Below are 24656 nucleotides of genomic sequence, written 5' to 3'. Positions count from 1 at the left end.
GCGTATATGCCTGAAGTTGTCTGATTCTTGCCTGTTTCTGCATTTAAACGTGCAATCTGGCAAAAGAAAACCGTAGCGGCGCAATTTATTGCGCATGTCTAAGCAACGTTGTTGCTCAAAGACGCGCGATAAATCGCGCCGCTACAGGTGGTGTGACGTGCTAAAAATTACTTCTTTAACATCGGCTTAAGGAAGCGCGCGGTGTGGGATTTCTCACATTCGGCAACCGTTTCAGGTGTGCCCGAAACCAGAATTTCCCCGCCGCCACTGCCGCCTTCAGGACCGAGATCAACAATCCAGTCAGCGGTTTTGATCACATCAAGGTTGTGCTCAATCACCACAATGGTATTGCCCTGATCGCGCAACTGATGCAGTACTTCCAGTAGCTGCTGGATATCGGCGAAGTGCAGGCCGGTGGTCGGTTCATCCAGGATGTAAAGCGTCTGCCCGGTGCCGCGCTTCGACAGCTCACGCGCCAGCTTAACGCGCTGGGCTTCACCACCGGAGAGCGTGGTAGCCGACTGACCGAGGCGAATATATGACAGACCCACATCCATCAGCGTTTGCAGCTTACGCGCCAGCGCGGGTACTGCATCAAAGAACTCACGTGCTTCTTCGATGGTCATATCCAGCACTTCGTGAATGCCTTTGCCTTTGTATTTAATCTCCAGCGTTTCACGGTTATAGCGTTTGCCCTTGCACTGATCGCAAGGCACGTAAACATCTGGCAGGAAGTGCATCTCGACTTTGATTACGCCATCGCCCTGACAGGCTTCACAGCGCCCGCCACGCACGTTAAAGCTGAAACGCCCCGGATTGTAACCACGCGAACGCGCTTCCGGCACGCCGGCAAACAGTTCACGTACCGGCGTGAAAATGCCGGTGTAGGTGGCCGGGTTAGAGCGCGGTGTGCGACCGATTGGGCTCTGATCGATATCGATGACTTTATCGAAGTGCTCCAGACCGGCGATCTCACGATACGGGGCAACTTCAGTGGTGGTGGCACCATTGAGCTGACGCTGAGCAATCGGGAACAAGGTATCGTTGATCAGCGTTGATTTACCCGAGCCCGACACGCCAGTGATACAGGTAAACAGGCCTACCGGAATCGTCAGCGTCACATCTTTCAGGTTATTGCCACGTGCGCCGGTCAGCTTAAGGACTTTGGCGGGATCACCCTTCACGCGTTGTTGGGGAATCGCGATTTCGCGTTTGCCACTCAAATATTGGCCGGTCAATGAGGCTTCGTTTGCCATAATCGCATTCACATCACCCTCGGCCACCACCTGACCACCGTGGACGCCCGCGCCAGGGCCGATATCAATCACATGGTCTGCCGCGCGGATTGCATCCTCATCATGCTCCACCACAATCACAGTGTTACCCAGATCGCGCAGATGAATCAGCGTCCCGAGCAGACGCTCATTATCACGCTGATGCAGACCAATCGATGGCTCATCCAGCACGTACATCACGCCCACCAGACCCGCACCGATTTGGCTAGCCAGACGAATACGCTGTGCCTCACCACCGGATAAGGTCTCCGCGGAACGTGACATGGAGAGGTAATTCAGACCGACGTTGACCAGGAAACTCAGGCGATCGCCGATCTCTTTCAAAATTTTCTCAGCGATTTGCGCGCGCTGGCCGCTGAGCTTGAGGTTACGGAAGAAGTCGGTTGCGTGACCGATGCTCATCTCTGAGATGGTCGGCAAGTTGGTGTTCTCTACAAACACATGACGCGCTTCACGACGCAGACGTGTGCCTTCACAGCTGGTGCAGGAGCGGTTGCTGATGAATTTCGCCAGCTCTTCGCGCACAGCATTGGATTCTGTCTCTTTGTAACGGCGCTCCATATTGTGCAACACACCTTCAAACGGATGACGACGTACTGAGGTGTCGCCGCGATCGTTGATGTATTTGAATTCGATATTCTCTTTGCCGGAGCCGTATAAAATCACCTCGCGCGCTTTGTCGCTCAGGCTGTTAAACGGCGCTTCGACATCGAAATCGAGGTGCTCTGCTAATGAGCGCAGCATCTGGAAGTAATAGAAGTTGCGGCGGTCCCAGCCACGAATCGCGCCCCCCGCCAGTGACAGTTCGGCGTTTTGCACCACACGATCGGGATCGAAGTATTGCTGCACACCCAAACCATCGCAGGTTGGGCACGCACCGGCTGGGTTGTTGAACGAGAACAGGCGCGGTTCCAGTTCACTCATGCTATAGCCACAAATCGGGCAGGCAAAGTTAGCAGAGAACAGCATCTCTTCAGCGCTACTGTCATCCATATCCGCCACAATCGCGGTGCCGCCGCTCAGTGCCAGCGTGGTCTCAAAGGATTCCGCCAGACGCGTCGCCAGATCGTCACGCACGCGGAAGCGGTCAATCACCACTTCAATGGTGTGTTTCTTCTGCAGTTCCAGCTTCGGCGGATCAGACAGATCGCACACTTCACCGTCGATACGGGCGCGGATATAACCCTGAGCCGCGAGGTTTTCCAGCGTTTTGGTGTGCTCGCCTTTGCGATCTTTCACCACGGGCGCCAGCAGCATCAGGCGGCGGCCCTCTTCCTGCGCCAACACTTGATCAACCATCTGGCTCACGGTTTGTGCTGCCAGTGTCACATCGTGATCGGGGCAACGTGGTTCACCGACACGGGCAAACAGCAGACGCAGATAGTCATGGATTTCGGTAATGGTACCGACCGTTGAACGCGGGTTGTGCGAAGTTGATTTCTGTTCAATAGAAATGGCGGGCGAAAGACCTTCAATATGGTCAACGTCCGGTTTCTCCATCAATGAAAGAAACTGACGTGCATAAGCCGAGAGTGATTCAACATAGCGGCGCTGACCTTCGGCATACAGCGTATCAAACGCCAGCGAAGACTTCCCGGAACCCGACAGACCGGTGACCACAATCAGCTTATCGCGAGGGATGATCAGGTTGATATTCTTCAAATTATGGGTGCGCGCACCGCGGACTTCGATCTTATCCATTCACCTTTCCCGGATTGAACAACACTCGCCATGCCTTGCCAGCACGACCAGCAGAAACGCATCATTATGGCACAAAAAATAAACTGAATAAATATCCAGTGTTTTTGCTATTCTGTGTGCCGAAGAAAAATTGGGAGCCTGCTCTGAAGTGGGCACCGTCATTGTGACGTGATACAATTTTTGGCTTAGACTTTTAGCATCAACTCATCGGGAGACAGCAACATGGCCAGTCGTGGCGTAAACAAAGTGATTCTAGTCGGGAATCTGGGTCAGGATCCGGAAGTGCGCTACATGCCAAATGGTGGCGCGGTAGCCAACATTACGCTGGCCACGTCGGAAAGCTGGCGCGACAAGACCACCGGTGAAAACAAAGAGATCACCGAGTGGCATCGTGTGGTGCTGTTCGGCAAGCTTGCCGAAGTCGCGGGCGAGTACCTTCGTAAAGGTTCTCAGGTTTACATCGAAGGCCAACTGCGTACCCGTAAATGGCAGGATCAGAGCGGCCAGGAAAAATACACCACTGAAGTGGTGGTGAACGTTGGCGGCACCATGCAGATGCTGGGTGGACGTCAGCAGGGCGCGAACGCCGGTGGCGCACCAATGGGAGGCCAGGGCGGCGGCAATAACAACGGTTGGGGCCAGCCACAACAACCTCAGCAGCAGCCTCAGGGCGGCAACCAGTTCAGCGGCGGCGCACAGCAGCGTCCGCAGCAGCAGAGTGCACCGGCGAACAATGAACCGCCAATGGACTTTGACGACGACATTCCTTTCTAGGATTTACCTAAGAACATTTAGTCATGAATCTTCTATCAAGCCCCTGTTAATACAGGGGCTTTTTTGTGTCTGATATCTTTATTTAAGCGGAGATTAGAGCGCATCTCACCCGTTAATGGTGATAACTAAAATAGTGACAAAAACGCCGGTTATTTTGTTAATCGACGATCAAAATGGAACGGTAACGTCACAACACTCTTGAGATAGTGCTGAAAATTCACATCAGAAGGGTTCAGAATTGCATTATTTTCCATTGGGATAATCGTTGATGGCAGTACCAACGCTGCCCCTTCGCCAGACCGCAACCATCCGGTACCCAACTCCATCGTTGATAATGGAGCCGGATCGCTTCGCCAGTTAGTAGGTAAGTGCTCTGATGCCACACAGGCAACCTGATCATCAGGGATTTCGATACTGAACAAAGTGTACTCTTCCAGAATCGCTTCATTGGAAATATGCACCAGTACTTCTAACGCGGCCAAAGAAATGGAAGAAGCAACATAGATGGCGGGATATCCTTTATGATTCCAGCGCCCCCCATAAAGCTTGGCCCCATAGCCTGTCCAGGCTTCGGCAGCATATTGTGTTTTTGTCAGGCGATAAAAAATCACGAAAACACACCATGCTCCAACCGGCCAATCAGATCGAGCACATCCAGCGCGCCACTTTCGGTAGCCAGCAGCGTAATGGGCGCGATATTCCCTAAGCCTTTAACAGGGCGGCTTAGCCATTGCGTAGCTTCTTCTTTGTGGCCGCCAAACAGTTGCACTGCAGCATCCATTACACGTACGAAGCGTGCAATGCGCTCACTTTCATCTGGAGACAGGCTTTTTCCTGCACTTTTACGGCGAGCGATATTTCTTTCATTAATACCAGCGTATTTCATCACGTCGGCACGGGTCATGGCTGACCAGTGACGAATATCCTCAATGACCGCAACAGGCAAACCTGCTTCCAGCATGCGGGTTAATTCCAATCCGCGCGGTGGAAGCCCCGCATAGCGCCAGAGCGCATTATCTAAAGACTCACGTCCTGGAATGTAAGCTCGCATTGAAATCTCCTTAGCTGACAAGTGTCATATTCTATTATTGACAATTGTCGGAAGTTTTCAATAGCTGAACCTCTAATGCGGTCGCCACTCTCGCAGCAGTTCTGCGGTATCACGCACCAGCACCGGGTTGCCGGGCAGGATGAGATCGGCCCAGACTTCATTGTGCTGATTGATTTGCTGCTGCGCGGTCACGTAAGTGCGGTCTGCGGTGGTGTGTGCATCGGCAGCGACGGTGATGCGATAACCCAGACTTGCGCCTACTTTAATGGTGGTATCGACACAATAATCGGTGGCGCAGCCGCAAATCACGAAGCTCTTAATGTCATGCTGATCAAGCACAGCGGCAAAGTCGGTTTGCCAGAAACTGTCACAGGCAGTTTTGTTCACATAGCGCGCATTGTCGGGCTGCTGTAACTCCGGAATAATCTGCCAGCCCTCGGTGTCTACTTCCATTCCTGGCCCAACGTGTTGGATAAAAATGACCTGGTCGGCTGCAGCCGTTAACTGATTGATGCGGGCACAGCGCCCTTCACGATCGAAACGCGGCGTTTCCAGCACGCCGTTTTGCATATCCACCACCACAACCACTCGATTTGCCATCACGTCCTCCTTTATATGCAGGGCTCCAGTATCGCGACCAATCCGTGTACAGGTAAAGCAAAACTGCTTTGCATTTCCCTTCCCAGCCGCGCATGCTTATTGAGCTGTTTTTACTGGAGGTGTGGCCGTGAAGGTGGTTCCCGAAATTTTTCCTGATAAGTGCGACCAGGCACAATTTCAGCAATTTGCTGAATTGCCTGGCATTGAACTGTATCAGGCTCACATCTCCCGTTATGCCTTTGAGCCGCACACCCATGAAGCCTTTGGCATTGGCACCATTGAGTCCGGCGCACAACGTTTCCGCTATCGCGGAACGCATTACACGGCGCCGCAACACTCGCTGGTGATGATGAACCCAGATGAGTTACACACGGGGGAGTCGGCCTGCGAAGAGGGCTGGCGTTATCGCATGATTTACATTGATCCGCAGGAGATGGATCGGCTCACCGGCGATCGTGACTGGTGGTTTAGCGAAGCATTGCGCACGGATGTGCGTCTGGCGCAGCCCTTTTCCCAGCGGCTATCGCAGATGTGGCAGGCAACCAGTGCGCTGGAGCGTGAAAGCCTGTTACTGGAACTGCTTGAGTTGCTGCGTCCACTGGCACATCAAGGCAAAGCCAGGCCCGCAGAAGGTGCGCATCGTTTCGATGTGGTGAAAGCGTATCTGCGAGAAAATCTGGCGGAGCCGGTGCGTCTGGAAGAGCTGGCCACGCTGGCTGCCTTGTCGCCCTGGCACTTCCTGCGCAGTTTTAAACAACACTTCCATGTCACGCCCCATCAAATGCTGATGGCATTTCGTTTGTTCGAGGCTAAACAGCGACTGGCTCAAGGCGAGAGTGCGGCCTCCGTGGCAGCGGCGGTAGGATTGACCGACCAGGCGCATCTCACGCGAGCCTTCGCCCATCGCTACGGCATCACGCCAGGACGTTTTCAAAAGCAAGTCTTCCCCTCACGCTAACCGCAATCTGCTACAAGCCTTTATTATCGGTTTGCGTCACACTGCTGTCGCATTGTGATAAAGGAAGAACGTATGTTGGCTGGGATTGTATTTGCTTTAGCGGCTGGACTGATGTGGGGGCTGATTTTCGTTGGCCCTTTGCTGATACCGGACTATCCAGGAACCTTACAATCGGCCGGGCGCTATGTGGCGTTTGGTCTGGTGGTGCTGCCGCTGGCGTGGCTGGACCGTCGTCGTTTGCGCCTGCTGGCACGCAAAGACTGGCTGGAAGCGCTGAAACTGTCGTTAATCGGCAATTTGCTCTATTACGCGTTTCTCGCCAGTGCGATTCAGCGCACCGGTGCACCTATATCGACCATGATCATCGGCACGCTGCCGGTAGTGATCACCGTGACGGCCAATCTCTGTTACGGCCATCTGGAGGGACGGCTTTCCTGGCGTAAGCTCTTACCGGCCTTATTGATTATCGCTGCGGGTTTGGCGTGCGTGAATGCTGCAGAACTGCAGATGCAGGGGCCGGATGTTGACTGGTCGCGTTATCTCACCGGTCTGCTGTTGGCCGTATTAGCGGTGGCGTGCTGGACCTGGTATCCGTTGCGGAATGGTATCTGGCTGCGTGCTCATCCGCAGCATAAGCCCGGAAGTTGGGCGACTGCGCAGGGCCTGGTCACCTTACCGTTAGCGTTGGTGTTCTATTTATTGGTTTGTGGTCAGCTTTACTGGCAGCAACCGGACTTCACGTTACCCTTTGGACCACAGCCAGCGCGCTATCTGTTGCTGATGCTAGCGATTGGCCTGATTTGCTCCTGGCTCGGAACGCTGTGCTGGAATGCGGCGAGCCAGCGCGTGCCCACCGTGATCATGGGGCCGCTTATCGTATTCGAAACCTTAGCCGGATTACTGTGGACCTTCCTGTGGCGACAAAGTTGGCCGCCGCTGTTGACCGGTATTGGCATTGGTTGCCTGATTGTCGGCGTGATTTACGCGATGCGCATTAAACCGCAGCCGGTGGTCAAACCGATCTGAAACGAATGATTTTCGCTGCTGAAGTGATTGCTCAGCAGCGCTTTCTTCAGTGTTTTTAAGAATTTGACCAGTCGGTTTTGTGCGCTGAAATGGCGTTTATCCCCTCTCATATCGTCGTCTTATAACAATTCCCCTCAATTTCACCGCTGTTTGCCCCCTGGTTTGACATAACGAAGCGGTACGACAAGCACTCGCGCGGCTTCTCTGTCGCAGGTTTTAGCGATGATTTACCCCTTAGAGGTGGGCTAAAAGGCCCTGATGAGGGGCATAAAAGTGTGTATAGGATGCATTTTACTTGCGTTTTGGCACTGAAAATCCCGCTGGAAAGCCACTGTTTGTTCAAGGGATAACACCAGAGTTCAGAAACACCCGCCAGAAGCCTGATAAAAATTGATTAAACACAGCGATGAATTATGGGGTGATATTTTACGCGAGTTGCCATTTTTTACTGTAATTGTTTAGGCATGATAACGTTTTCGATCTGGATGAATCCTGGTACTGATACATGGGATAACCTATGGCGATAATCGAGAAGATGATCATTGCGTGAGGCAATAGATCCAATTTAAAGAAGAGGTGATGTGCGAGCAGTGACACTCTGTTGTTCATGAATGCTTAACAGAATTATCTGCATTCAGGGCTGAGTATTAATATTGATAAAGTAATATTCGAAGGGCCAATCTCACCGAAATGAGATTGGCCCTCGTCTAAATGGCTTGAATAGCGAGACTTTTGCTGATGTGAATCAATTTTACCGCAAAAAAGGAAGCAATTCCGCGATGATAATCATCAGGAAAAAATGGTGCGAATTGTTATGTTGCGAACGCCGAATTAAATGATCTTCATCTCTTCTGGTAAGAACAAATCTCAGCATTAAGTCAAATAACAACGGTCTTAATGTCGTTAGTGATTATCGGACCCTGAAGGATAGTGGTAAACGCTACGGCTAATATCCAGCAAGCGACAGCTGCGACGGGTACCGATGTCGAAGGTGGTTTGCAGGAAGTTAACGGCCTGACGTTTTTCATTGGTGGTGAAGAAGTTTTTCAGTACGCTTTGCAGCATCTCCTTGTCGGAACTCAACGACTGCAACTCGCGGGAAAGGTTCTGCAGCTTATCCTCCAATTCTTTGATTTTTCTACCTTCTTCGGAAGAAAGTCCGGAGAACTTTTTCTTCCAACTATAGAAGGTAGCCTCTGAGATGCCTAGCTCCTCACAAATCTCCCTGACTTTCACTCCTGTTTCAGAAGCTTTAATGGCATTTGTGATTTGCTCTTCGCTATATCGTGACTTTCTCATAAATGCTCTTACCTTTCTTATCAATTAGTGGATGAGAATAACTGTATTAATATCTGGTACTGCAAAAAGAGTATTAATGCAGTATTAAAGTGCGCGATTAGAATTGCGAGGGTTAAATTAAGTTATTTAGAATAAATATCATCATGGGATAAATCTTATTTTATTCTGAATGCCATTGAACGCCTTCCTGGCTTTGGGTTTTTGATATAGATTCATTCCATCCCAAATGCAGAAAAATACTACAATCATTGGAAATTCGGCATAACCTGTTCGTGAAAATCACAGGGTGTGCCAGTAAACTTTTTCTCTGAATTCAGGTTGAAATCGTTTACATCCACAGAGATTCGCACCAGGTTTAATCGGAATTATCCTGAATTCATTCAACGAATGCTGACGTGAATCTCATTTTTCGGACCAGTTTGGTTTGAAGTTATTAATTTAAGTCAGGCCCACTGAGCGCTTGTTAATTCATTTCAAGGACGTTGTACCGAAAGGCAGTTGCTGTAAGTAATACTAAGGATCAGTCAATGAAATTGAGCGTAATGTCTAATGCCGCCTGGATGATGTCTGAGAAGCTCGTCTCGGTGTTCGGCGTCATCTTTGTGACCTCCTACGTGGCGAAATCCTTTGGCCCGACCATCTTTGGCCAAATGGCGTTTTCTACTTCGTTGTTTTCGATGGTGCAAACCGTGGCGATTTTTGGCACGGAAACCATCCTCTTTAAACGCATCAGCAAAAGTGCACCGAAAGGCCTGCGCCTGATGAGCGTGGCGCGCAATATGCGGTTAGTGTTGCTGCTGCTCACCTCGATCCCCGTGTTGATTTGGGTGTGGTACAACATGCAGGAAAACTTCCTCGCGTTTGCCCTGGCCTCGTTTATTTCATCGGTGTTTGTCACTCAGGATACCTTCAGCGTGTATAACAACGCGCGGCTGGCCTCACGGTTGAATACTGTTGCAAACTCTGTCGGCCTGCTGCTGGGCTTTGCCTTGAGTTTCACCATCGCCTGGCTGCATCTCAATCCGCTATGGCTGACTCTCTCTATTGTGGCCGTTACGCTGGTGCCCTACGTCATTAAGCGTTTCAACTTCTATCGGGAAAACCAGGACCTGGCACCGCCACAGGAGAAACGCAATACCTATCTGCGCTATCTGCTGTATGCCGGATTGCCGCTGGCTATCTCCAGCATCTTTATTTCTGTGCAGGTTAAAGCGGCGCAGATGTTCCTTGCGGGGATTGCCTCAGCACGCGATCTCGGCTTGTTTGCTGCGGCAAATACTATCTCGGCCTCCTGGATTTTTATTCCAGTCGCCATCATCACTTCCTGTTTCTCGGAGATATTCCGGGAGCGCGGAGCAGCCGCCATTAAGCTCACTGCGCGGCTGAACGGATATGTCATGGGTGTTTCATTGTTGTTGTTAGCGGTGATCGCGCTGTATGGCGAAAAAATCATCATCGCTTTGTATGGTCACGAGTACACACAGTCAGGAAGTCTCATTACGTTACTGTCGTTAGCAACCTGCTTTTCGGCAATGGGAACCGTGGCGTATCGCTACATGGTGAAAGAGGGCGGGTTCAACTATCTGCTGAAGAAGATTGTCTGCCTGATGGTGATCAGCTTGCCGCTGTCGTGGTGGCTGATTCAGGGCTACGGCATTATGGGCGCCGCCTGGAGCGTCTTCATCTCTGAACTCCTGTCCCTCACCGTAATGAATTACTTCTTCAATAACGGCGTCATTCAGAAGATTCAAGTTTCCTCACTCAACTACAAAACCTACAAATGAGGTCCGATATGCTCAAGTTGAAAGATGAACTCAGAAGAAGTGTGCAGTATTTCATCAAGAAGATGCCCTGGGCTTACCAGGATCGCATCTACTATTTTCACAAGTTCCGCAAACTGCCGAACCTGCGCCAGCCTAAAGTCTTCAATGAAAAAGTGCTGTACCGTAAATTCGTGTTTGGTGACTACCAGATTTACGGGCGTTTATCGGATAAATACTCCGTACGCGAGTACATCGCCGAGAAGGTGGGTAGCGAATACTTGATCCCGCTGGTGTATGAGACCAGCGATCCTCACTCGCTGCATACGCTGCCTAGCTGGAAGAACACGGTTATCAAACCGAATCATGCTTCCAACATGGTAGAGATTCTGCTGGAAGAGCCGGATGCGTTGAAGAAGCAGCAGATTATCAGCGACTGCCATCGCTGGTTGAAAACCGACTTTGCCAATGAGGCGCGTGAGATCCACTATCGCTACATCAAGCCACGTATTTTGGTGGAGAAGTACATTGGTGATGGTAAAACGGCGCCGATTGATTATAAGTTCCACATGTTCAACAAGCGTGACGGCAACTTTGAGTATGTGTTGCAGGTGATCTACAACCGATGTAACCCCTTACTGTCGATGAACTTTTACGTTAACAACCTCAATGAGGCGTATCACAAAATCCGTGATACCGGCCTGGATGTGTCTCCACAGCTGGCACAGCTTCAGCATGCTTTAGCGTTAAGCAAAACGCTGGCAAGTGACTTCGATTACGTGCGCGTAGACTGGTACATCGATGGTGAACAGATTTACTTTGGTGAGCTGACGTTCACGCCGGGGGCGGGATTAGTGACCGGCCTGGATCGTGGGTTAAACCAGATGATGGGTGATATGTGGATTCAAGATCGCCGCGGTACGCAGAGACCGGGTGTCACGGTTCCGGAAGTGTCGCTTCCCGCCGTTTTGAAGAAAATTTGAGAATCACACAGCAAAATAAAAAACCCCGCTTAGCGGGGTTTTTTATTGGCAGCGATTACGGCATCGGCCAATCAGCAGGCGTCTGGCTCATCACCTGAATAAAGGCGTTCTTTGAAATTTCCATGAAGTTGTGCAGATTTTCCATGCTCAAGGTAATGCCCAGTAAGCCAGTAACGAACCAGCAGGACATGCCAACACCAATGCCGCCGCACATCAATGCCATCACGTGATGACTGTTTTGGCGCAATCTAATTTTCATGGTGCTCGCGAAGAACATCATAACGGCGCTAAGCAGTTCCCAACGCATGACGATTAAGCTGGTAGTTAAAGTAGCCATCTGCAACAAACCTCTTCAAATCAGTAATATCCCTGACATTCTTGGACATCACTGGCGGCAAAGAAGGAGGGTCAGGGAGGCCCTTCTGGCCGTCTTACTACGCATGTAAACTGTGACTTGGCTCACATTATATCACTCGATTTGAAAGTTTGAACAAAATTTATACCTGGTATGGTAGAAAGATTTTTATCGAAGCGGGGGAATGAGTGAAAACAAGGAGATGGGTAAAGGTGCGCCCGCTAAGGGCGCGTAGAGGGGTTAGCGGACCGGGCAGCACTCGCCGGTAGTACGCTGGGCAAAACTGTTCATGCTTTCACTGCAATCAAAACTCAGCAGGCGAGGGCGCTGGATCATCGCCTGGCGGCGCATATTGTGGCGATAAGCGGTTGGTGTCTGCGAAAACTGACGGCGAAACACGCGCGAGAAAGTCTGCTGTGAGTCGTAACCATACTGCATCGCAATATCGAACACCGGACGTTGCGTCTGGCGCAGAGCTTCAGCTGCCAGCGTCAAACGGCGCTCGCGAATATAGCCACCCAGCGTTTGTTTCGTCACGGTACGGAACATACGCTGCAGGTGCCATTTTGAGTAGCCTGATTTTGCTGCGACTTCATCGATCGACAGCGCCTTATCCAGATTCTCATCGATCCAGTGAGTCAGTGAATGAATGATTTCCTGTTGCATCATAGTCTCATCCTTCTGAAGGTTGTTTTACCTGGTTTGAAATTCGAACTTTTGTTGGGGTGCGAGTATAATTCCTCAAGTTAACTTGAGGTAAAGGCCCTAAATGAAAAAAGAACGCAATTACCCAAAGCCCGTTTTGACACCCGGAGAAGTGGCGAAACGCAGTGGCGTGGCAGTGTCAGCGCTGCATTTCTATGAAACCAAAGGGTTAATTTTTAGCTCACGCAATGGCGGTAATCAGCGACGCTACAGTCGCGATGTGCTGAGACGCGTGGCGATTATCAAGATCGCGCAGCGCATTGGCATTCCACTGGCGACAGTGAGTGACAGTTTGATGCACGTACCGGCGAATAAACGCATGTCAACGCAGGAGTGGGATGCGTTGACGCAGCACTGGCGCGAAGAGCTGGACAAACGCATTGAGACGCTGACGCGCCTGCGCAACGATCTTGACGGCTGCATTGGCTGTGGCTGTTTGTCGATGCGGGATTGTCCGCTGCGCAACCCCGGAGACCGTCTGGCGCAGCAAGGGTCTGGTGCGGTGTTACTCGATCCCGAACAGGATGAGCCAAAAAGTTGATCCGCTATACTTGCCGAAACACTTTCGTCGGCAAGGAAAAGCGCATGATCACCGTTCACCATCTGGAAAATTCCCGTTCGCACCGTGTGTTATGGCTGCTGGAAGAGCTGTCTGTGGCCTATCAAATCAAGCGTTATCAGCGTGAAAAGAGCTTGCTGGCACCGGAAGCGTTGAAGAAAGTGCACCCGCTGGGTAAGTCGCCGGTGATCACAGACGGTAATCGCGTGATTGCGGAATCAGGTGCGATTCTGGAGTACCTGCAGCAAAAATATGACAGTGAGCATTTGTTGGTACTGACCGACGAGGATGAGCAGATTCAGGCGCGCTACTGGCTGCATTATGCCGAAGGTTCACTGATGCCGCTGTTGCTGATGAAACTGGTTTTTGGGCAGTTAGGGAAAAGGCCCGTGCCGTGGCTGTTACGTCCCGCAGGTGCCGCGCTGAGCAAGGGCATCCAGAAAGCCTGGCTGAATAAACAGCTGCAACTGCATGGTAGCGTCATTGAGCAACATCTCAGTCAACATCGCTATTTCGCGGGCTCCCGCTTTAGTATTGCGGATGTACAAATGAGCTTCCCGCTGCTGGCCCTGCAGACGCGGGGATCACAACAAGAGATGCCCGCTATCACACGCTGGTTAGAGGAGATGCAGCAGCGCGCCGCCTGGCAACGTGCGGTTGAGCAGGGCGGCCCGATTGCATTGGCATAGCTGCCGCTCTTGTAGCGGGCGGCCTTTAGGGAGCCCCTCGCCGCCCAATATCGCCATCAGGCGTGCCCCTACCGAATAATCCGGAGCCGCGCAATTTATTGCGCGATAACGTTTTTTCGTCGAATTCTCTCAGGTTACCCAATCAAAACCGGACGCTTTGTCCTGCCTTGTTATCGATTAGTAGTTGAAAACCCCATAGCAAACGCCAGATAATCGTTTGCCTTTTTCCGTGTCCCCCTTAACGACCTGGAATACGCGGCCACGTAAACGTTTGCCTCTTTTCTCACTGAGAAGCCTTCACCAGGGTGATGTGCAAACGCGGGCCGTGGGGCTTATTACATCTTAAAAAACGCAGAGGATTGACTATGTCTGGCGAATCACGCCCGGCCAGTGGAAAACTGGACGCTTGGTTTAACATTTCAGCACGTGGCAGCAGCGTGCGCCAGGAAGTACTGGCAGGATTGACCACCTTTTTAGCCATGGTCTACTCCGTCATCGTGGTGCCTGGCATGCTCGGCAAAGCGGGTTTCTCGCCGACAGCCGTGTTCGTTGCCACCTGCCTGGTCGCCAGTTTTGGATCGATCATTATGGGCTTGTGGGCCAATCTGCCGATGGCGATTGGTTGCGCTATCTCGCTCACCGCTTTTACTGCGTTCAGCCTGGTGCTGGGGCAGCATATCAGCGTGCCGGTTGCGTTGGGCGCTGTGTTCCTGATGGGCTTTTTGTTCACCTTAATTTCGGTGACGGGCATTCGTGCATGGATTTTACGTAACCTGCCGATGGGCGTTGCGCACGGTACGGGCGTCGGTATCGGCTTGTTCCTGCTGTTGATCGCCGCCGACGGGATTGGTTTAGTGGTGAAAAACCCGGCACCGGGCTTACCGGTTGCGCTTGGCCACTTCACCTCGTTTCCGGTGATCATGGCGTTGATTGGTCTGGCCGCGATCTTTGGTCTGGAAAAACGTCGTGTTCCCGGTGGCATTTTACTGACCATCGTGGCGATTTCCGTGGTGGGTTTGATTTTCGATCCCGCAGTGACCTATCAAGGGTTGTTTGCCATGCCAAGCCTGAAAGATGCCAATGGCCAGTCCGCCATGTTTAGCCTTGATATCATGGGAGCGCTGCAACCAGTGGTGCTGCCGAGCGTGCTGGCACTGGTAATGACGGCAGTATTCGACGCCACCGGCACCATTCGCGCGGTCGCGGGCCAGGCCAATCTGTTGGACAAAGATGGGCAGATCATTAACGGCGGTCGCGCATTAACGACTGACTCCGTCAGCAGCCTGTTTGCAGGGTTAGTCGGTGCTTCGCCAGCGGCGGTGTACATCGAATCGGCCGCAGGTACCGCAGCCGGGGGCAAAACCGGCCTGACGGCCATTGTGGTTGGCCTGCTGTTCCTGCTGATTCTGTTTATGTCTCCACTGGCCTATCTGGTGCCGGCCTATGCAACGGCACCGGCACTGATGTACGTGGGCCTGTTGATGCTGAGCAACGTGGCAAAAATCGACTTCAATGATTTTGTCGATGCGATGTCGGGTTTGGTGACGGCCGTCTTTATCGTATTGACCTGCAACATCGTCACCGGCATTATGCTGGGCTTCGGTTCCCTGGTGATTGGTCGCGTGTTTGCCGGTGAGTGGCGCAAACTGAATGTGGGCACGGTAGTGATTGCCATTGCGCTGGTGGCATTCTACGCCGGTGGCTGGGCCATCTGACTTTTAAATACGCTTAATTCCAGATAAGTCTCTTTCTGGTCCACGCCGCACGCAGGGTTGCCCCTTCGGGCGGCGTTTTGTTTTACACTTTCCCTCGCAACAACATCGCTTGAATAAATACGATTCGCCTAAGGAAAGCATGGAAATCTTCTTTACCATTCTCATTATGACGCTGGTGGTGTCACTCTCCGGCGTTGCGGCACGCATACTGCCGTTCCAAATCCCGCTGCCACTGGTACAAATTGCCGCAGGTGCACTGCTGGCTGTACCTAGCTTTGGTCTGCACGTGGATTTTGACCCTGAACTGTTCCTCGTGCTGTTCATTCCGCCGCTGCTGTTTGCCGATGGCTGGAAAACGCCGATTAACGAATTTCTTCATCACGGACGCGAAATCATCGGCCTGGCGCTGGTGTTAGTGCTGATTACCGTAGTAGGGATCGGTTACCTGATTTACTGGCTGGTGCCGGGTATCCCGCTGATCCCGGCGTTCGCGCTGGCGGCGGTCCTGTCACCCACCGATGCCGTGGCGCTCTCCGGCATTGTGGGGGAAGGGCGCATCCCGAAAAAAATCATGTCGATTGTGCAGGGCGAAGCCTTGATGAACGACGCGTCTGGCCTGGTCTCGCTGAAATTTGCTGTCGCTGTTGCGATGGGCACCATGGTGTTTACCTGGGGTGGTGCCAGCGTTGAGTTTCTGAAAGTGGCCGTCGGCGGCCTGATTGCGGGTGTGGCCGTCTGTTGGTTGTATGGCCGTTCCCTGCGCTTACTGAGCCGCTGGAGCGGTGACGATCCGGCTACGCAAACGGTACTGCTGCTGTTACTGCCGTTCGCCTCTTATCTGATCGCTGAACACCTTGGCGTGTCCGGTATCCTGGCTGCAGTGGCGGCGGGTATGACTATCACCCGTTCTGGCATTATCCGTCAGGCACCGTTAGCCATGCGTCTGCGCGCCAACAGCGTATGGCAGATGCTGGAGTTCGTGTTCAACGGCATGGTGTTCCTGATGCTGGGTCTGCAATTGCCTGACATCCTTGAAACCTCGGTGGCGCAGGCGAATGCCGATCCCAATGTAGAACTCTGGATGTTGTTCACCGATGTCGCGCTGGTGTATGTCGCATTGATGTTAGTGCGCTTTGGCTGGTTGTGGATCATGCAGCGCACCAGCTTGCGTTTCCTGAAGAAGAAGCCGCTGGAGTTCTCTAACTACTCGCTGCGTGAGCTGTTGATTGCCTCCTTCGCGGGCGTGCGCGGAGCAATTACGCTGGCCGGTGTGTTGTCGATTCCGCTGTTCCTCAGCAATGGTGAACCTTTCCCTGCACGCTATGAGCTGGTATTTATCGCCACAGGCGTAATCCTGTTCTCGCTGTTTGTTGGCGTCATTCTGTTGCCGATTCTGCTGCGCGGGATGGAAAGCACCGACAAATCCGGGCACCGTCGTGAAGTCCAGTTTGCACGGGCAGCGATGGCGAATGTGGCCATTGAAAGCCTGCACAAAATGGAGCAGCGACTGGAAAACGATACCGAAGAGAATATCGATCCTGAACTGCTGAAAGAGGTCAGTCTGCGGGTGATCGGCAACTTACGCCGCCGGGTGGTGGGTAAGGATGAGGTCGAGCAGGCCCTGTTTGCTGAGAACCTGGAGCGCCGCTTCCGCCTGAACGCGCTGCGCGCTGAGCGCGCCGAGGTCTACCACTTGCGTGCCACGCAGGAGATCTCTAATGAGACGATGCAGAAACTGCTGCGCGATCTCGACCTACTGGAAGCACTGCTGATAGAGAAAGAAGAGTAGCCTCGCGAGTGGCCGCCATTGATGGCGTCATCTCGCGTGTGCGGTGATGGATTCGGTCGCCATAAATGGCGCCCCTACGAAGGACTGTAGGGTGCGCATTTTTGCGCACTTGGCCAAATACCGCGCAATCGTGATGACGCATTTATGCGCATCTGGTCGAGAATTTCTTGGTTATACCGATAACCTCGGCGGATTATCCGGCCAATGCTCGCGGCAGCACTCAATCCACGCTTGCGCACTGCGCGACAGATAACTGCCTTCACGCCAAATCAATCCCAGACTCCACTGCAACTCCGATTCCAGCGGCAGCCACAGCAGCGACTGCTTATCCAGCCGCTGGCAAATCGGTTCCGGCAGAATCGCCAGCCCCATCTCTGCCTGTACCATCGCGGCAAGGAAATCCCACTGCGCGCTGCGCACCGCAATCTGCGGCGTCAGTCTCTGGCGCTGAAACGCCTTCATTAACTGGCGATTGAGCGAGAACTCTTCGTTGAGGATCAACAGCGGATGAGCCGCCAGTTCCGCCAGACCCAGACTGCTGCGATTCAGCCATTGCGCGTTACGCGGCAGCAGCACGCAAAGCGGGTGGCGCATTAATTCCAGTGTCTTCAGCGGTAAATCGGTATCCACTGGCAGCGCCGTGAGTGCAATATCCAGTCCACCATTCAGTACCGCTTGCTGTACGGTTAATCCACCAGACTCCACAATTTTAAGTTGTACGCCGGGATAGCGGCGGCGAAAGGCGGAAATTGAACCGGCGATTTGCATGCCGACCATCGGTGGGATGCCTAAGCGCAGTTCACCGGTTTTCAGCTCATTGATGTCACCGATTTGTGCTTCAAGCTGATGAAACTCCTGCAGAATGGCGAGCCCACGCTGATAGACCGCCTGACCACTATCGGTCAGATGCAGCTTCCGCCCGTCACGCAGCAGCAGTGTGCAACCGAGTTCCTCTTCCAACTGGCGCAGCATTTTGCTGATAGTGGGCTGCGTGACATACAGCTTTTCCGCCGCACGGGTGAAGCTTTGCTGGCGTACCACTTCGGTGAAATAGCGCAGGGCACGGACGTCCATAAAGCATTCCTTTTTGGCATAGTTTGAATAATTTTAATTCATTTTATTCACAGTTTGGTGCGGATTTATACTACGTCCAACATTTAAACCCGTGGAGAAAGAGAAATGGCGCTTGCATTGAGTCCGCGCAGAACGGACATCCTGCAACGTGTGTTCGTGCCATTGCAGTTGGTGCTGTATATCGGCCTGTTTATCGCCAGCGACAAACTGGTGAGTTGGCTGCATCTGCCACTGCCCGCCAATGTGGTGGGCATGGTGTTACTGCTGCTGCTGATCATGACACGCATCGTGCCGCTGCGCTGGGTGAAAGCCGGGGCGAACTGGCTATTGGCGGAAATGCTGCTGTTCTTTATTCCTGCGGTGGTGGCGGTGGTGAATTACAGTGATTTGTTGCGTACTGAAGGCTGGCGTATCTGCGTGGTGATTGCAGTCAGTACTCTGCTGGTGCTGGCGGCCACGTCACTGGTGGTGGATCGCTTATATCGATTTGAACTGGCGCGTGCAGCGCGTAAGCAGGCGCATCATGGCTGATTTCATCATTAGCGTGCTGTGTCTGGTGTTGACGCTGCTGGTTTATTTCCTCAACAAACGACTCTATCGCCGCAAACAGACCTTATTGCTGATGCCGCTGGTGATGACGCCGGTAGTGCTGGTAGCGCTGCTGCTGCTCACGCATGTCAGCTGGAAGGATTACATCGCCGAGAGCCACTGGCTGATCTGGCTGTTGGGCCCCGCAACCCTGGCATTTGCCGTGCCGGTGTATGAGAACCTGGAGATCATTAAGCGCCACTGGCTGTCGTTAAGTGTTGGCGTGCTTACCGCGACGCTGGTGGCGGTGTGCAGTTCGGTGTGGCTGGCGCGTCTGCTGATGCTACCGGAAACCATCCAGCGTAGTCTGGCGGTACGCTCAATAACCACGCCGTTTGCGCTGGCAGCAGCCTTGCCGATTGGCGGTCAACCGGACTTGGTGGCGCTGTTTGTGGTGATCACCGGGGTGTTTGGTATGGCGGTGGGTGATGTGCTGTTTCTGCGCATCGCGATCAAGCAAGGTGTGGCGAAAGGCGCTGGTTTTGGTGCCGCCTCACACGGCGCGGGCACCGCACGTGCTTATCAATTAGGTCAGCAAGAGGGCGTGGTTTCAAGCCTGGTGATGATGCTGTCCGGTGTTGTGACGGTCATTCTGGCTCCACTGTTGAGCCATTTGCTGTGGGCGGCATAATGGCGATTTTTTGCGCATTGTCATTGATTTTTACGTAAAGCTTTCCAAATAAAGTTGTCTCCTGCTCTCAGGCTGCTACCCTTTGCGCCGACTTATTTGTCCTTCATGGAGTGGAATCATATGTTTAAGCAACTTGTTACTGGAAGCGTATTGGGTCTGGCACTGCTGAGCAGCGGCGCGCAGGCCATCGAGGGCAGTGTTGACGTGGGTGAGCACAGCACCAACCTGAACCTTGGCCTCGGTACAACCTCACCTGGCCTGTTCCTGAAAGGCAACTGGCTGCGCAGCGATCATGACGGCAGCACTTACGGTGCGGGCTTGGGTTACAACATCGATGTGGGCGATTTCCGCATTGCGCCAACCGCCAAAGCTCTGTTTACCCATCCTGAAGATGGTCGTGACGGTTTCACCGTCGCTCTGGGTGCCGGTGCACAGTACAACTTCAACAGCATGTGGGGCCTGTACGGCGAATACTACTATGCGCCAGAAGCGTTCTCTGATCGTCTGGATAGCTATAAAGAAGCATCCGGCGGCCTGAGCTTCACCCCGATTTCACTGCTGAACCTGCGTGTGGGTTACCAGTACATCGAGCTGAACAACAAAGGCGACCGTAAAGACAACGTGCTGGTCGATGGCCCGTACGTGGGCGCGTCACTGCGTTTCTAAGTTGTCGTTGAGATGCGTAGCGGCGCAATTTATTGCGCGTCTGTTACCTGGTGCGCATTGATGCGCACCAGGTTAATCACTGCACTTTCTTAATGCGCTTTCCCCTGCGAAATCCCCACTCCCGTCTGTGAACGAATAAACTGTCCGCGGAAGCGTGCACGCTCCTGCGCACCCTGTTCAGAATGATCGGTAATCGAGAACAGCCAGGTGCCCACAAACGCTGCAATCATGGAGAACAGCGCCGGATACTCATACGGATAAACCGGCTTGGCGTGCCCCAGTACCTGTACCCAAATGGTCGGTCCGAGGATCATCAGTACCACCGCCGTGATCAGCCCCAGCCAGCCACCCACCATTGCGCCGCGCGTAGTCAGCTTTGACCAGTACATCGACAGCAAAATGATCGGGAAGTTACAGCTGGCCGCAATCGAGAACGCCAGACCGACCATAAAGGCGATATTCTGTTTCTCAAAGGCAATGCCCAGCACAATTGCCACCACACCAAGCACCAGCACGGTAATCTTCGATACCCGCAGTTCGTCTCGTTCGGTCGCCTGACCTTTACGGATCACGCTGGCGTAAAGATCGTGCGAAACCGCCGAAGCCCCCGCCAACGTCAGACCCGCCACCACCGCCAGAATCGTGGCGAAGGCCACTGCCGAGATAAAGCCGAGGAACAGACTGCCGCCGACCGCGTTCGCCAGATGGACCGCCGCCATATTGGTGCCGCCAATCAGTACACCGCTGGCATCTTTAAAGGCGGGATTCGCTCCCACCAGCAGAATGGCGCCAAAGCCGATAATAAAGGTCAGGAAGTAGAAGTAACCCATAAAGCCGGTGGCCCAGAACACGCTTTTACGCGCTTCACGCGCATCCGCCACGGTGAAGAAACGCATCAAAATATGCGGTAAACCGGCGGTGCCGAACATCAGCCCCAGGCCAAGCGACAGTGCTGAGATCGGATCTTTCACCAAACCACCGGGTTGCATAATCGCCGCGCCTTTCGGGTGGACGGCCATGGCTTCGGTGAACAGCGTATTGAAGCTAAATCCGGTGGCTTTCATCACCATAATGGCCATAAAACTGGCGCCAAACAGCAGCAATACCGCTTTGATGATCTGCACCCATGTGGTGGCCAGCATGCCGCCAAACAGCACATACATCACCATCAAAATACCGACCAGCACCACCGCGATGTGGTAATCCAGACCAAACAACAACTGGATGAGTTTGCCCGCGCCAACCATCTGCGCAATCAGGTACAGCGCCACCACAACTAATGAGCCACAGGCGGAGAGGGTACGAATCGGTTTTTGCTGTAAGCGATACGAAGCCACATCGGCGAAGGTGTAGCGCCCAAGGTTACGCAAGCGTTCTGCGATTAAGAACAGAATCATCGGCCAGCCAACAAGGAAGCCAAGTGAGTAGATCAGCCCGTCGTAGCCAGAGGTATACACCAAGGCGGAAATGCCAAGGAAGGATGCCGCAGACATAAAGTCACCGGCCATCGCCAGGCCGTTCTGGAAGCCGGTGATGTTGCCCCCCGCGGTGTAGTAATCGCTGCGTGAGCGAGTGCGTTTTGAGGCCCAGTAGGTGATGCCGAGTGTTGCTGCGACAAACACCACGAACATGATGATGGCTTCATAGTTGGTCGCCTGTTTTTGCACCGCACCGGTAATGGCATCGGCGGCAAATACGCTGGCGGGCACAATCGCTAATAACGCGGAAAACAGGCGCTTCATGATTTCACCTCGCTCAGGATCTGCTTCGTCAGGCGGTCGAACTCGCCATTGGCACGCAAGACATAAATGCCCGTCAGCACGAATGACACCACGATTAAGCCGACACCAATCGGGATGCCGCGCGTGACATTGGTTCCTTCGTGTAGCGGCGTACCCAGCCAGCCGGGGGCGAAGGCAATCAGCAAAATAAAGCCGACGTATAACACCAACATGATGATACTGAGCAGCAGCGCAAAGGACTGGCGTTTGTGCACCAGTTCCTGAAAACGCGGATTGCTCTCGATTTGTTGCCAGACTGCTTCCTGTTGATTTAGTGCTTCGTTCATCACAGTTTCTCCAGAGGAAAGGCAGGCAGATAACTCACGGTTAAGTGATTTATCTTTCTGAATTTTATAATTATGTAAGGTTGTGCGATGGTGAAAAGCGTACGACGTAAGGAGGGGGTGACGGAGAGTAGCCTGCCGTGGACAGGCTGACACTCTCCGTCGCGTCGATGCCGGTTAAGGCATGGTGATGGATTGTTTCTCCTCCAGCAATTTCTCAACCACGCCCGGATCGGCCAGCGTTGAGGTATCGCCGAGATTACTGGTATCGCCTGCGGCGATTTTGCGCAGAATACGACGCATAATCTTGCCGGAGCGGGTTTTCGGCAGCGAGTCAGTCCAGTGCAAGACATCCGGCGTGGCAATCGGGCCAATCTCTTTACGTACCCAGTTGCGCACTTCGGTATACAGCTCTGGCGACGGCTCTTCGCCGTGGTTCAGCGTAATATAAGCATAGATTGCCTGGCCTTTAATGCTGTGGGGAATACCCACCACGGCAGCTTCTGCAATCTTCGGATGTGACACCAGCGCCGATTCAATCTCAGCGGTACCGAGACGGTGGCCAGAGACGTTCAACACGTCATCGACGCGGCCCGTAATCCAGTAATAGCCATCTTCATCACGGCGTGCGCCGTCACCGCTGAAGTAGCGATTTTTGAAGGTGGAGAAGTAGGTTTGTTCAAAGCGCTCGTGATCGCCAAACAGCGTACGCGCCTGACCTGGCCAGGAGTCGTTGATCACCAGGTTGCCTTCTGTGGCGCCTTCCAGCGGATTGCCTTCGTTATCCACCAGCGCGGGCTGTACGCCAAAGAACGGCTTGGTCGCGGAGCCGGCTTTCAGCTCAATCGCACCTGGCAGTGGGGTAATCATGAAGCCACCGGTTTCGGTCTGCCACCAGGTATCCACGATCGGGCAACGGCTGTCGCCAATCTTTTTGTAATACCACTCCCAGGCTTCCGGGTTAATCGGCTCACCCACCGATCCCATGATGCGCAGGCTGCTGCGGCTGGTACCTTCAATCGCTTTATCGCCTTCGGCCATCAGGGCGCGAATGGCGGTTGGCGCGGTATACAGCAGCGTCACTTTATGTTTGTCGACCACTTCCGCCATGCGGCTCGGTTTCGGCCAGTTTGGCACGCCTTCAAACATCAGGGTGGTGGCACCGCACGCTAACGGGCCGTAAATCAAATAGCTGTGACCGGTGATCCAGCCCACATCGGCGGTGCACCAGTACACATCATCTGGATGGTAATCAAACACATATTTGAAGGTGCTGGCCGCGTACACCAGATAGCCGCCAGTGGTGTGTAGTACCCCTTTGGGCTTACCGGTGGAACCAGAGGTATAAAGGATAAACAGCGGATGCTCGGCTTCGACCGCCACTGGTTCGTGCTGATCGCTGGCCTTGGCCACCAGATCATGCCACCACAGATCGCGTCCTTCGCGCCAGCCGGTGTCTTTACCGGTGCGCTTAAACACCACCACGTTTTTCACGCTGGTGACGCTTGGGTTATTTAGCGCATCGTCGACGTTTTTCTTCAGTGGAATGCTGCGTCCTGCGCGCACCCCTTCATCGGCAGTGATCACCAGTTTGGCGTTGGAATCGACCACGCGACCGGCGACCGCTTCGGGTGAGAAGCCACCGAAGATAACCGAATGCACGGCACCGATGCGCGCACACGCCAGCATCGCCACTGCCGCTTCTGGCACCATCGGCATATAGATGGCGACCACGTCGCCTTTCTTCACGCCAAGGCTCAGCAGCACATTGGCAAAGCGGCATACATCGCCATGCAGTTCGCGGAACGTAATGGTTTTGCTTTCGCTGGCGTCATCGCCTTCCCAGATGATGGCGGGATGATCGCCACGCGTCTGTAAATGGCGATCAAGGCAGTTGGCGGCGAGATTCAGCGCACCGTCTTCATACCAGCGAATCGAAATATTGCCTGGGGCAAATGAGGTGTTTTTCACCTTGCTGTAGGGCTTAATCCAGTCGAGGATTTTGCCTTGTTCACCCCAAAAGGCGTCGGGATCGTCAACCGATTGTTGATACAGCGCCGCATACTGATCGGCGTTAATCAGGGCATTCGCTGCGACGGCAGCGGGTACAGGATGCTTATGTATTTGGCTCATGGCTGACCTCCTTGAAGATGTTAATCATATGTCAATCAAAGGTTAATTAAAGAGCGCGACCTGGCTTTGTTTCTGTTTTGTAGTCTGGATCACGACCTTTTGTATGCCTGAAATGTGCCTGAATTCATACTGTTCATCACCGAAACAAATGAGACCCAATCTGTTGCTTTTCGCAGAATCAGAGATTGTCGCTGGTTAAATAATCAGCAAACGCGCCGGAGGGTTTTTTGCCCAATATTG

General features: G+C 53.1%; 23 protein-coding genes. 12 read left to right on the top strand and 11 right to left on the bottom strand.

What is annotated here, in order from left to right:
- Nucleotides 1–167 precede the first annotated feature (167 nt).
- A complete protein-coding gene (uvrA, locus tag QMZ30_RS20505; RefSeq protein ID WP_283228774.1) occupies nt 168–2996 on the bottom strand; it encodes an excinuclease ABC subunit UvrA in 2829 nt (942 codons plus the stop codon).
- Between the two features lie 222 nt (nt 2997–3218).
- On the opposite strand from uvrA, the gene ssb1 reads away from it, so the two are divergent.
- On the top strand, nt 3219–3770 hold the full coding sequence (ssb1, locus tag QMZ30_RS20500; protein WP_039331643.1) for a single-stranded DNA-binding protein SSB1: 552 nt from the start codon (nt 3219–3221) through the stop codon (nt 3768–3770).
- 149 nt (nt 3771–3919) lie between these two features.
- On the opposite strand, the gene QMZ30_RS20495 is transcribed toward ssb1, so the two are convergent.
- The 3 genes from QMZ30_RS20495 to QMZ30_RS20485 all read right to left on the bottom strand — a co-directional run bounded on the left by QMZ30_RS20495 (nt 3920) and on the right by QMZ30_RS20485 (nt 5421).
- On the bottom strand, nt 3920–4381 hold the full coding sequence (locus QMZ30_RS20495; protein ID WP_283228773.1) for an RES family NAD+ phosphorylase: 462 nt from the start codon (nt 4379–4381) through the stop codon (nt 3920–3922).
- Entirely contained in the window at nt 4378–4821 is a 444-nt protein-coding gene (locus QMZ30_RS20490) for an Xre family toxin-antitoxin system antitoxin (RefSeq protein WP_283228772.1), read from the bottom strand. The genes QMZ30_RS20495 and QMZ30_RS20490 overlap by 4 nt, the downstream gene beginning before the upstream one ends.
- 72 nt (nt 4822–4893) lie before the next feature.
- Nucleotides 4894–5421, bottom strand: a complete 528-nt coding sequence (locus QMZ30_RS20485; protein WP_283228771.1) for an isochorismatase family protein — start codon at nt 5419–5421, stop codon at nt 4894–4896.
- A gap of 127 nt (nt 5422–5548) precedes the next feature.
- Here QMZ30_RS20485 and QMZ30_RS20480 point away from each other — a divergent pair, with 127 nt between their 5' ends.
- Together QMZ30_RS20480 and QMZ30_RS20475 are read left to right on the top strand one after the other, a co-directional pair.
- Nucleotides 5549–6379 carry an AraC family transcriptional regulator gene (locus QMZ30_RS20480; RefSeq protein WP_283228770.1) on the top strand — a complete coding sequence of 277 codons (831 nt, stop codon included), beginning with the start codon at nt 5549–5551 and terminating at the stop codon, nt 6377–6379.
- A gap of 72 nt (nt 6380–6451) precedes the next feature.
- Complete coding sequence (locus QMZ30_RS20475) at nt 6452–7405, top strand: DMT family transporter (RefSeq protein ID WP_283228769.1); 954 nt, start codon at nt 6452–6454, stop codon at nt 7403–7405.
- A gap of 903 nt (nt 7406–8308) precedes the next feature.
- Here QMZ30_RS20475 and QMZ30_RS20470 read toward each other — a convergent pair.
- Nucleotides 8309–8704, bottom strand: coding sequence for a transposase (locus QMZ30_RS20470; protein WP_039331635.1), 396 nt, complete (start codon nt 8702–8704; stop codon nt 8309–8311).
- Nucleotides 8705–9231: 527 nt separating this feature from the next.
- On the opposite strand from QMZ30_RS20470, the gene QMZ30_RS20465 reads away from it, so the two are divergent.
- Together QMZ30_RS20465 and QMZ30_RS20460 are read left to right on the top strand one after the other, a co-directional pair.
- Nucleotides 9232–10488, top strand: a complete 1257-nt coding sequence (locus QMZ30_RS20465) for an oligosaccharide flippase family protein (protein ID WP_283228768.1) — start codon at nt 9232–9234, stop codon at nt 10486–10488.
- Nucleotides 10489–10496: 8 nt separating this feature from the next.
- On the top strand, nt 10497–11447 hold the full coding sequence (locus QMZ30_RS20460; protein WP_283228767.1) for an ATP-grasp fold amidoligase family protein: 951 nt from the start codon (nt 10497–10499) through the stop codon (nt 11445–11447).
- 55 nt (nt 11448–11502) lie between these two features.
- On the opposite strand, the gene QMZ30_RS20455 is transcribed toward QMZ30_RS20460, so the two are convergent.
- Together QMZ30_RS20455 and soxS are read right to left on the bottom strand one after the other, a co-directional pair.
- A complete protein-coding gene (locus QMZ30_RS20455; RefSeq protein ID WP_039331620.1) occupies nt 11503–11784 on the bottom strand; it encodes a YjcB family protein in 282 nt (93 codons plus the stop codon).
- Nucleotides 11785–12042: 258 nt separating this feature from the next.
- Nucleotides 12043–12471 carry a superoxide response transcriptional regulator SoxS gene (gene soxS, locus QMZ30_RS20450; protein ID WP_039331615.1) on the bottom strand — a complete coding sequence of 143 codons (429 nt, stop codon included), beginning with the start codon at nt 12469–12471 and terminating at the stop codon, nt 12043–12045.
- A gap of 100 nt (nt 12472–12571) precedes the next feature.
- On the opposite strand from soxS, the gene soxR reads away from it, so the two are divergent.
- The 4 genes from soxR to QMZ30_RS20430 all read left to right on the top strand — a co-directional run bounded on the left by soxR (nt 12572) and on the right by QMZ30_RS20430 (nt 17259).
- A complete protein-coding gene (gene soxR, locus QMZ30_RS20445) occupies nt 12572–13048 on the top strand; it encodes a redox-sensitive transcriptional activator SoxR (RefSeq protein WP_039331614.1) in 477 nt (158 codons plus the stop codon).
- A 44-nt stretch (nt 13049–13092) separates the two neighbouring features.
- Nucleotides 13093–13755, top strand: coding sequence for a glutathione S-transferase family protein (locus QMZ30_RS20440; protein ID WP_283228766.1), 663 nt, complete (start codon nt 13093–13095; stop codon nt 13753–13755).
- 365 nt (nt 13756–14120) lie between these two features.
- Nucleotides 14121–15470 (top strand): NCS2 family permease, encoded by a 1350-nt coding sequence (locus QMZ30_RS20435; RefSeq protein ID WP_283228765.1) that lies wholly within the window; start codon nt 14121–14123, stop codon nt 15468–15470.
- A 139-nt stretch (nt 15471–15609) separates the two neighbouring features.
- Nucleotides 15610–17259, top strand: a complete 1650-nt coding sequence (locus QMZ30_RS20430) for a Na+/H+ antiporter (protein WP_283228764.1) — start codon at nt 15610–15612, stop codon at nt 17257–17259.
- A gap of 171 nt (nt 17260–17430) precedes the next feature.
- Here the strand turns inward: QMZ30_RS20430 and QMZ30_RS20425 are convergent, their stop codons facing one another.
- Nucleotides 17431–18333, bottom strand: coding sequence for a LysR family transcriptional regulator (locus tag QMZ30_RS20425; RefSeq protein ID WP_283228763.1), 903 nt, complete (start codon nt 18331–18333; stop codon nt 17431–17433).
- A 105-nt stretch (nt 18334–18438) separates the two neighbouring features.
- Here QMZ30_RS20425 and QMZ30_RS20420 point away from each other — a divergent pair, with 105 nt between their 5' ends.
- The 3 genes from QMZ30_RS20420 (at nt 18439) to QMZ30_RS20410 (ending at nt 20218) form a co-directional block, all read left to right on the top strand.
- On the top strand, nt 18439–18864 hold the full coding sequence (locus QMZ30_RS20420) for a CidA/LrgA family protein (protein WP_058969654.1): 426 nt from the start codon (nt 18439–18441) through the stop codon (nt 18862–18864).
- A complete protein-coding gene (locus QMZ30_RS20415; protein ID WP_283228762.1) occupies nt 18857–19552 on the top strand; it encodes an LrgB family protein in 696 nt (231 codons plus the stop codon). The genes QMZ30_RS20420 and QMZ30_RS20415 overlap by 8 nt, the downstream gene beginning before the upstream one ends.
- Before the next feature lie 120 nt (nt 19553–19672).
- Nucleotides 19673–20218 carry a YfaZ family outer membrane protein gene (locus tag QMZ30_RS20410; RefSeq protein ID WP_039331602.1) on the top strand — a complete coding sequence of 182 codons (546 nt, stop codon included), beginning with the start codon at nt 19673–19675 and terminating at the stop codon, nt 20216–20218.
- Between the two features lie 89 nt (nt 20219–20307).
- Here QMZ30_RS20410 and actP read toward each other — a convergent pair whose 3' ends face one another.
- The 3 genes from actP to acs all read right to left on the bottom strand — a co-directional run bounded on the left by actP (nt 20308) and on the right by acs (nt 24416).
- Nucleotides 20308–21960 (bottom strand): cation/acetate symporter ActP, encoded by a 1653-nt coding sequence (gene actP, locus QMZ30_RS20405; protein WP_039336192.1) that lies wholly within the window; start codon nt 21958–21960, stop codon nt 20308–20310.
- On the bottom strand, nt 21957–22286 hold the full coding sequence (locus QMZ30_RS20400; protein WP_283228761.1) for a DUF485 domain-containing protein: 330 nt from the start codon (nt 22284–22286) through the stop codon (nt 21957–21959). Before QMZ30_RS20400 ends, actP begins: the two co-directional genes overlap by 4 nt.
- Nucleotides 22287–22460: 174 nt before the next feature.
- Nucleotides 22461–24416, bottom strand: coding sequence for an acetate--CoA ligase (gene acs / locus QMZ30_RS20395; protein WP_058969647.1), 1956 nt, complete (start codon nt 24414–24416; stop codon nt 22461–22463).
- Nucleotides 24417–24656: the final 240 nt, after the last annotated feature.

It is taken from the genome of Pantoea sp. EA-12, from assembly GCF_030053355.1.
Classification (GTDB): Bacteria; Pseudomonadota; Gammaproteobacteria; order Enterobacterales; family Enterobacteriaceae; genus Pantoea; species Pantoea vagans_C.
Note: the sequence above shows the minus strand (reverse complement) of the source record. Positions and strands in the feature narration are given on the sequence as shown.

Excerpts from the sequence above, each read along its gene's own strand:
- uvrA (WP_283228774.1), bottom strand. The coding sequence starts at position 2,996 with ATGGATAAGATCGAAGTCCGCGGTGCGCGCACCCATAATTTGAAGAAT.
- ssb1 (WP_039331643.1), top strand. The coding sequence starts at position 3,219 with ATGGCCAGTCGTGGCGTAAACAAAGTGATTCTAGTCGGGAATCTGGGT.
- QMZ30_RS20490 (WP_283228772.1), bottom strand. The coding sequence starts at position 4,821 with ATGCGAGCTTACATTCCAGGACGTGAGTCTTTAGATAATGCGCTCTGG.
- QMZ30_RS20485 (WP_283228771.1), bottom strand. The coding sequence starts at position 5,421 with ATGGCAAATCGAGTGGTTGTGGTGGTGGATATGCAAAACGGCGTGCTG.
- QMZ30_RS20475 (WP_283228769.1), top strand. The coding sequence starts at position 6,452 with ATGTTGGCTGGGATTGTATTTGCTTTAGCGGCTGGACTGATGTGGGGG.
- QMZ30_RS20470 (WP_039331635.1), bottom strand. The coding sequence starts at position 8,704 with ATGAGAAAGTCACGATATAGCGAAGAGCAAATCACAAATGCCATTAAA.
- QMZ30_RS20465 (WP_283228768.1), top strand. The coding sequence starts at position 9,232 with ATGAAATTGAGCGTAATGTCTAATGCCGCCTGGATGATGTCTGAGAAG.
- QMZ30_RS20460 (WP_283228767.1), top strand. The coding sequence starts at position 10,497 with ATGCTCAAGTTGAAAGATGAACTCAGAAGAAGTGTGCAGTATTTCATC.
- QMZ30_RS20455 (WP_039331620.1), bottom strand. The coding sequence starts at position 11,784 with ATGGCTACTTTAACTACCAGCTTAATCGTCATGCGTTGGGAACTGCTT.
- soxS (WP_039331615.1), bottom strand. The coding sequence starts at position 12,471 with ATGATGCAACAGGAAATCATTCATTCACTGACTCACTGGATCGATGAG.
- soxR (WP_039331614.1), top strand. The coding sequence starts at position 12,572 with ATGAAAAAAGAACGCAATTACCCAAAGCCCGTTTTGACACCCGGAGAA.
- QMZ30_RS20440 (WP_283228766.1), top strand. The coding sequence starts at position 13,093 with ATGATCACCGTTCACCATCTGGAAAATTCCCGTTCGCACCGTGTGTTA.
- QMZ30_RS20435 (WP_283228765.1), top strand. The coding sequence starts at position 14,121 with ATGTCTGGCGAATCACGCCCGGCCAGTGGAAAACTGGACGCTTGGTTT.
- QMZ30_RS20430 (WP_283228764.1), top strand. The coding sequence starts at position 15,610 with ATGGAAATCTTCTTTACCATTCTCATTATGACGCTGGTGGTGTCACTC.
- QMZ30_RS20425 (WP_283228763.1), bottom strand. The coding sequence starts at position 18,333 with ATGGACGTCCGTGCCCTGCGCTATTTCACCGAAGTGGTACGCCAGCAA.
- QMZ30_RS20420 (WP_058969654.1), top strand. The coding sequence starts at position 18,439 with ATGGCGCTTGCATTGAGTCCGCGCAGAACGGACATCCTGCAACGTGTG.
- QMZ30_RS20415 (WP_283228762.1), top strand. The coding sequence starts at position 18,857 with ATGGCTGATTTCATCATTAGCGTGCTGTGTCTGGTGTTGACGCTGCTG.
- QMZ30_RS20410 (WP_039331602.1), top strand. The coding sequence starts at position 19,673 with ATGTTTAAGCAACTTGTTACTGGAAGCGTATTGGGTCTGGCACTGCTG.
- actP (WP_039336192.1), bottom strand. The coding sequence starts at position 21,960 with ATGAAGCGCCTGTTTTCCGCGTTATTAGCGATTGTGCCCGCCAGCGTA.
- QMZ30_RS20400 (WP_283228761.1), bottom strand. The coding sequence starts at position 22,286 with ATGAACGAAGCACTAAATCAACAGGAAGCAGTCTGGCAACAAATCGAG.
- acs (WP_058969647.1), bottom strand. The coding sequence starts at position 24,416 with ATGAGCCAAATACATAAGCATCCTGTACCCGCTGCCGTCGCAGCGAAT.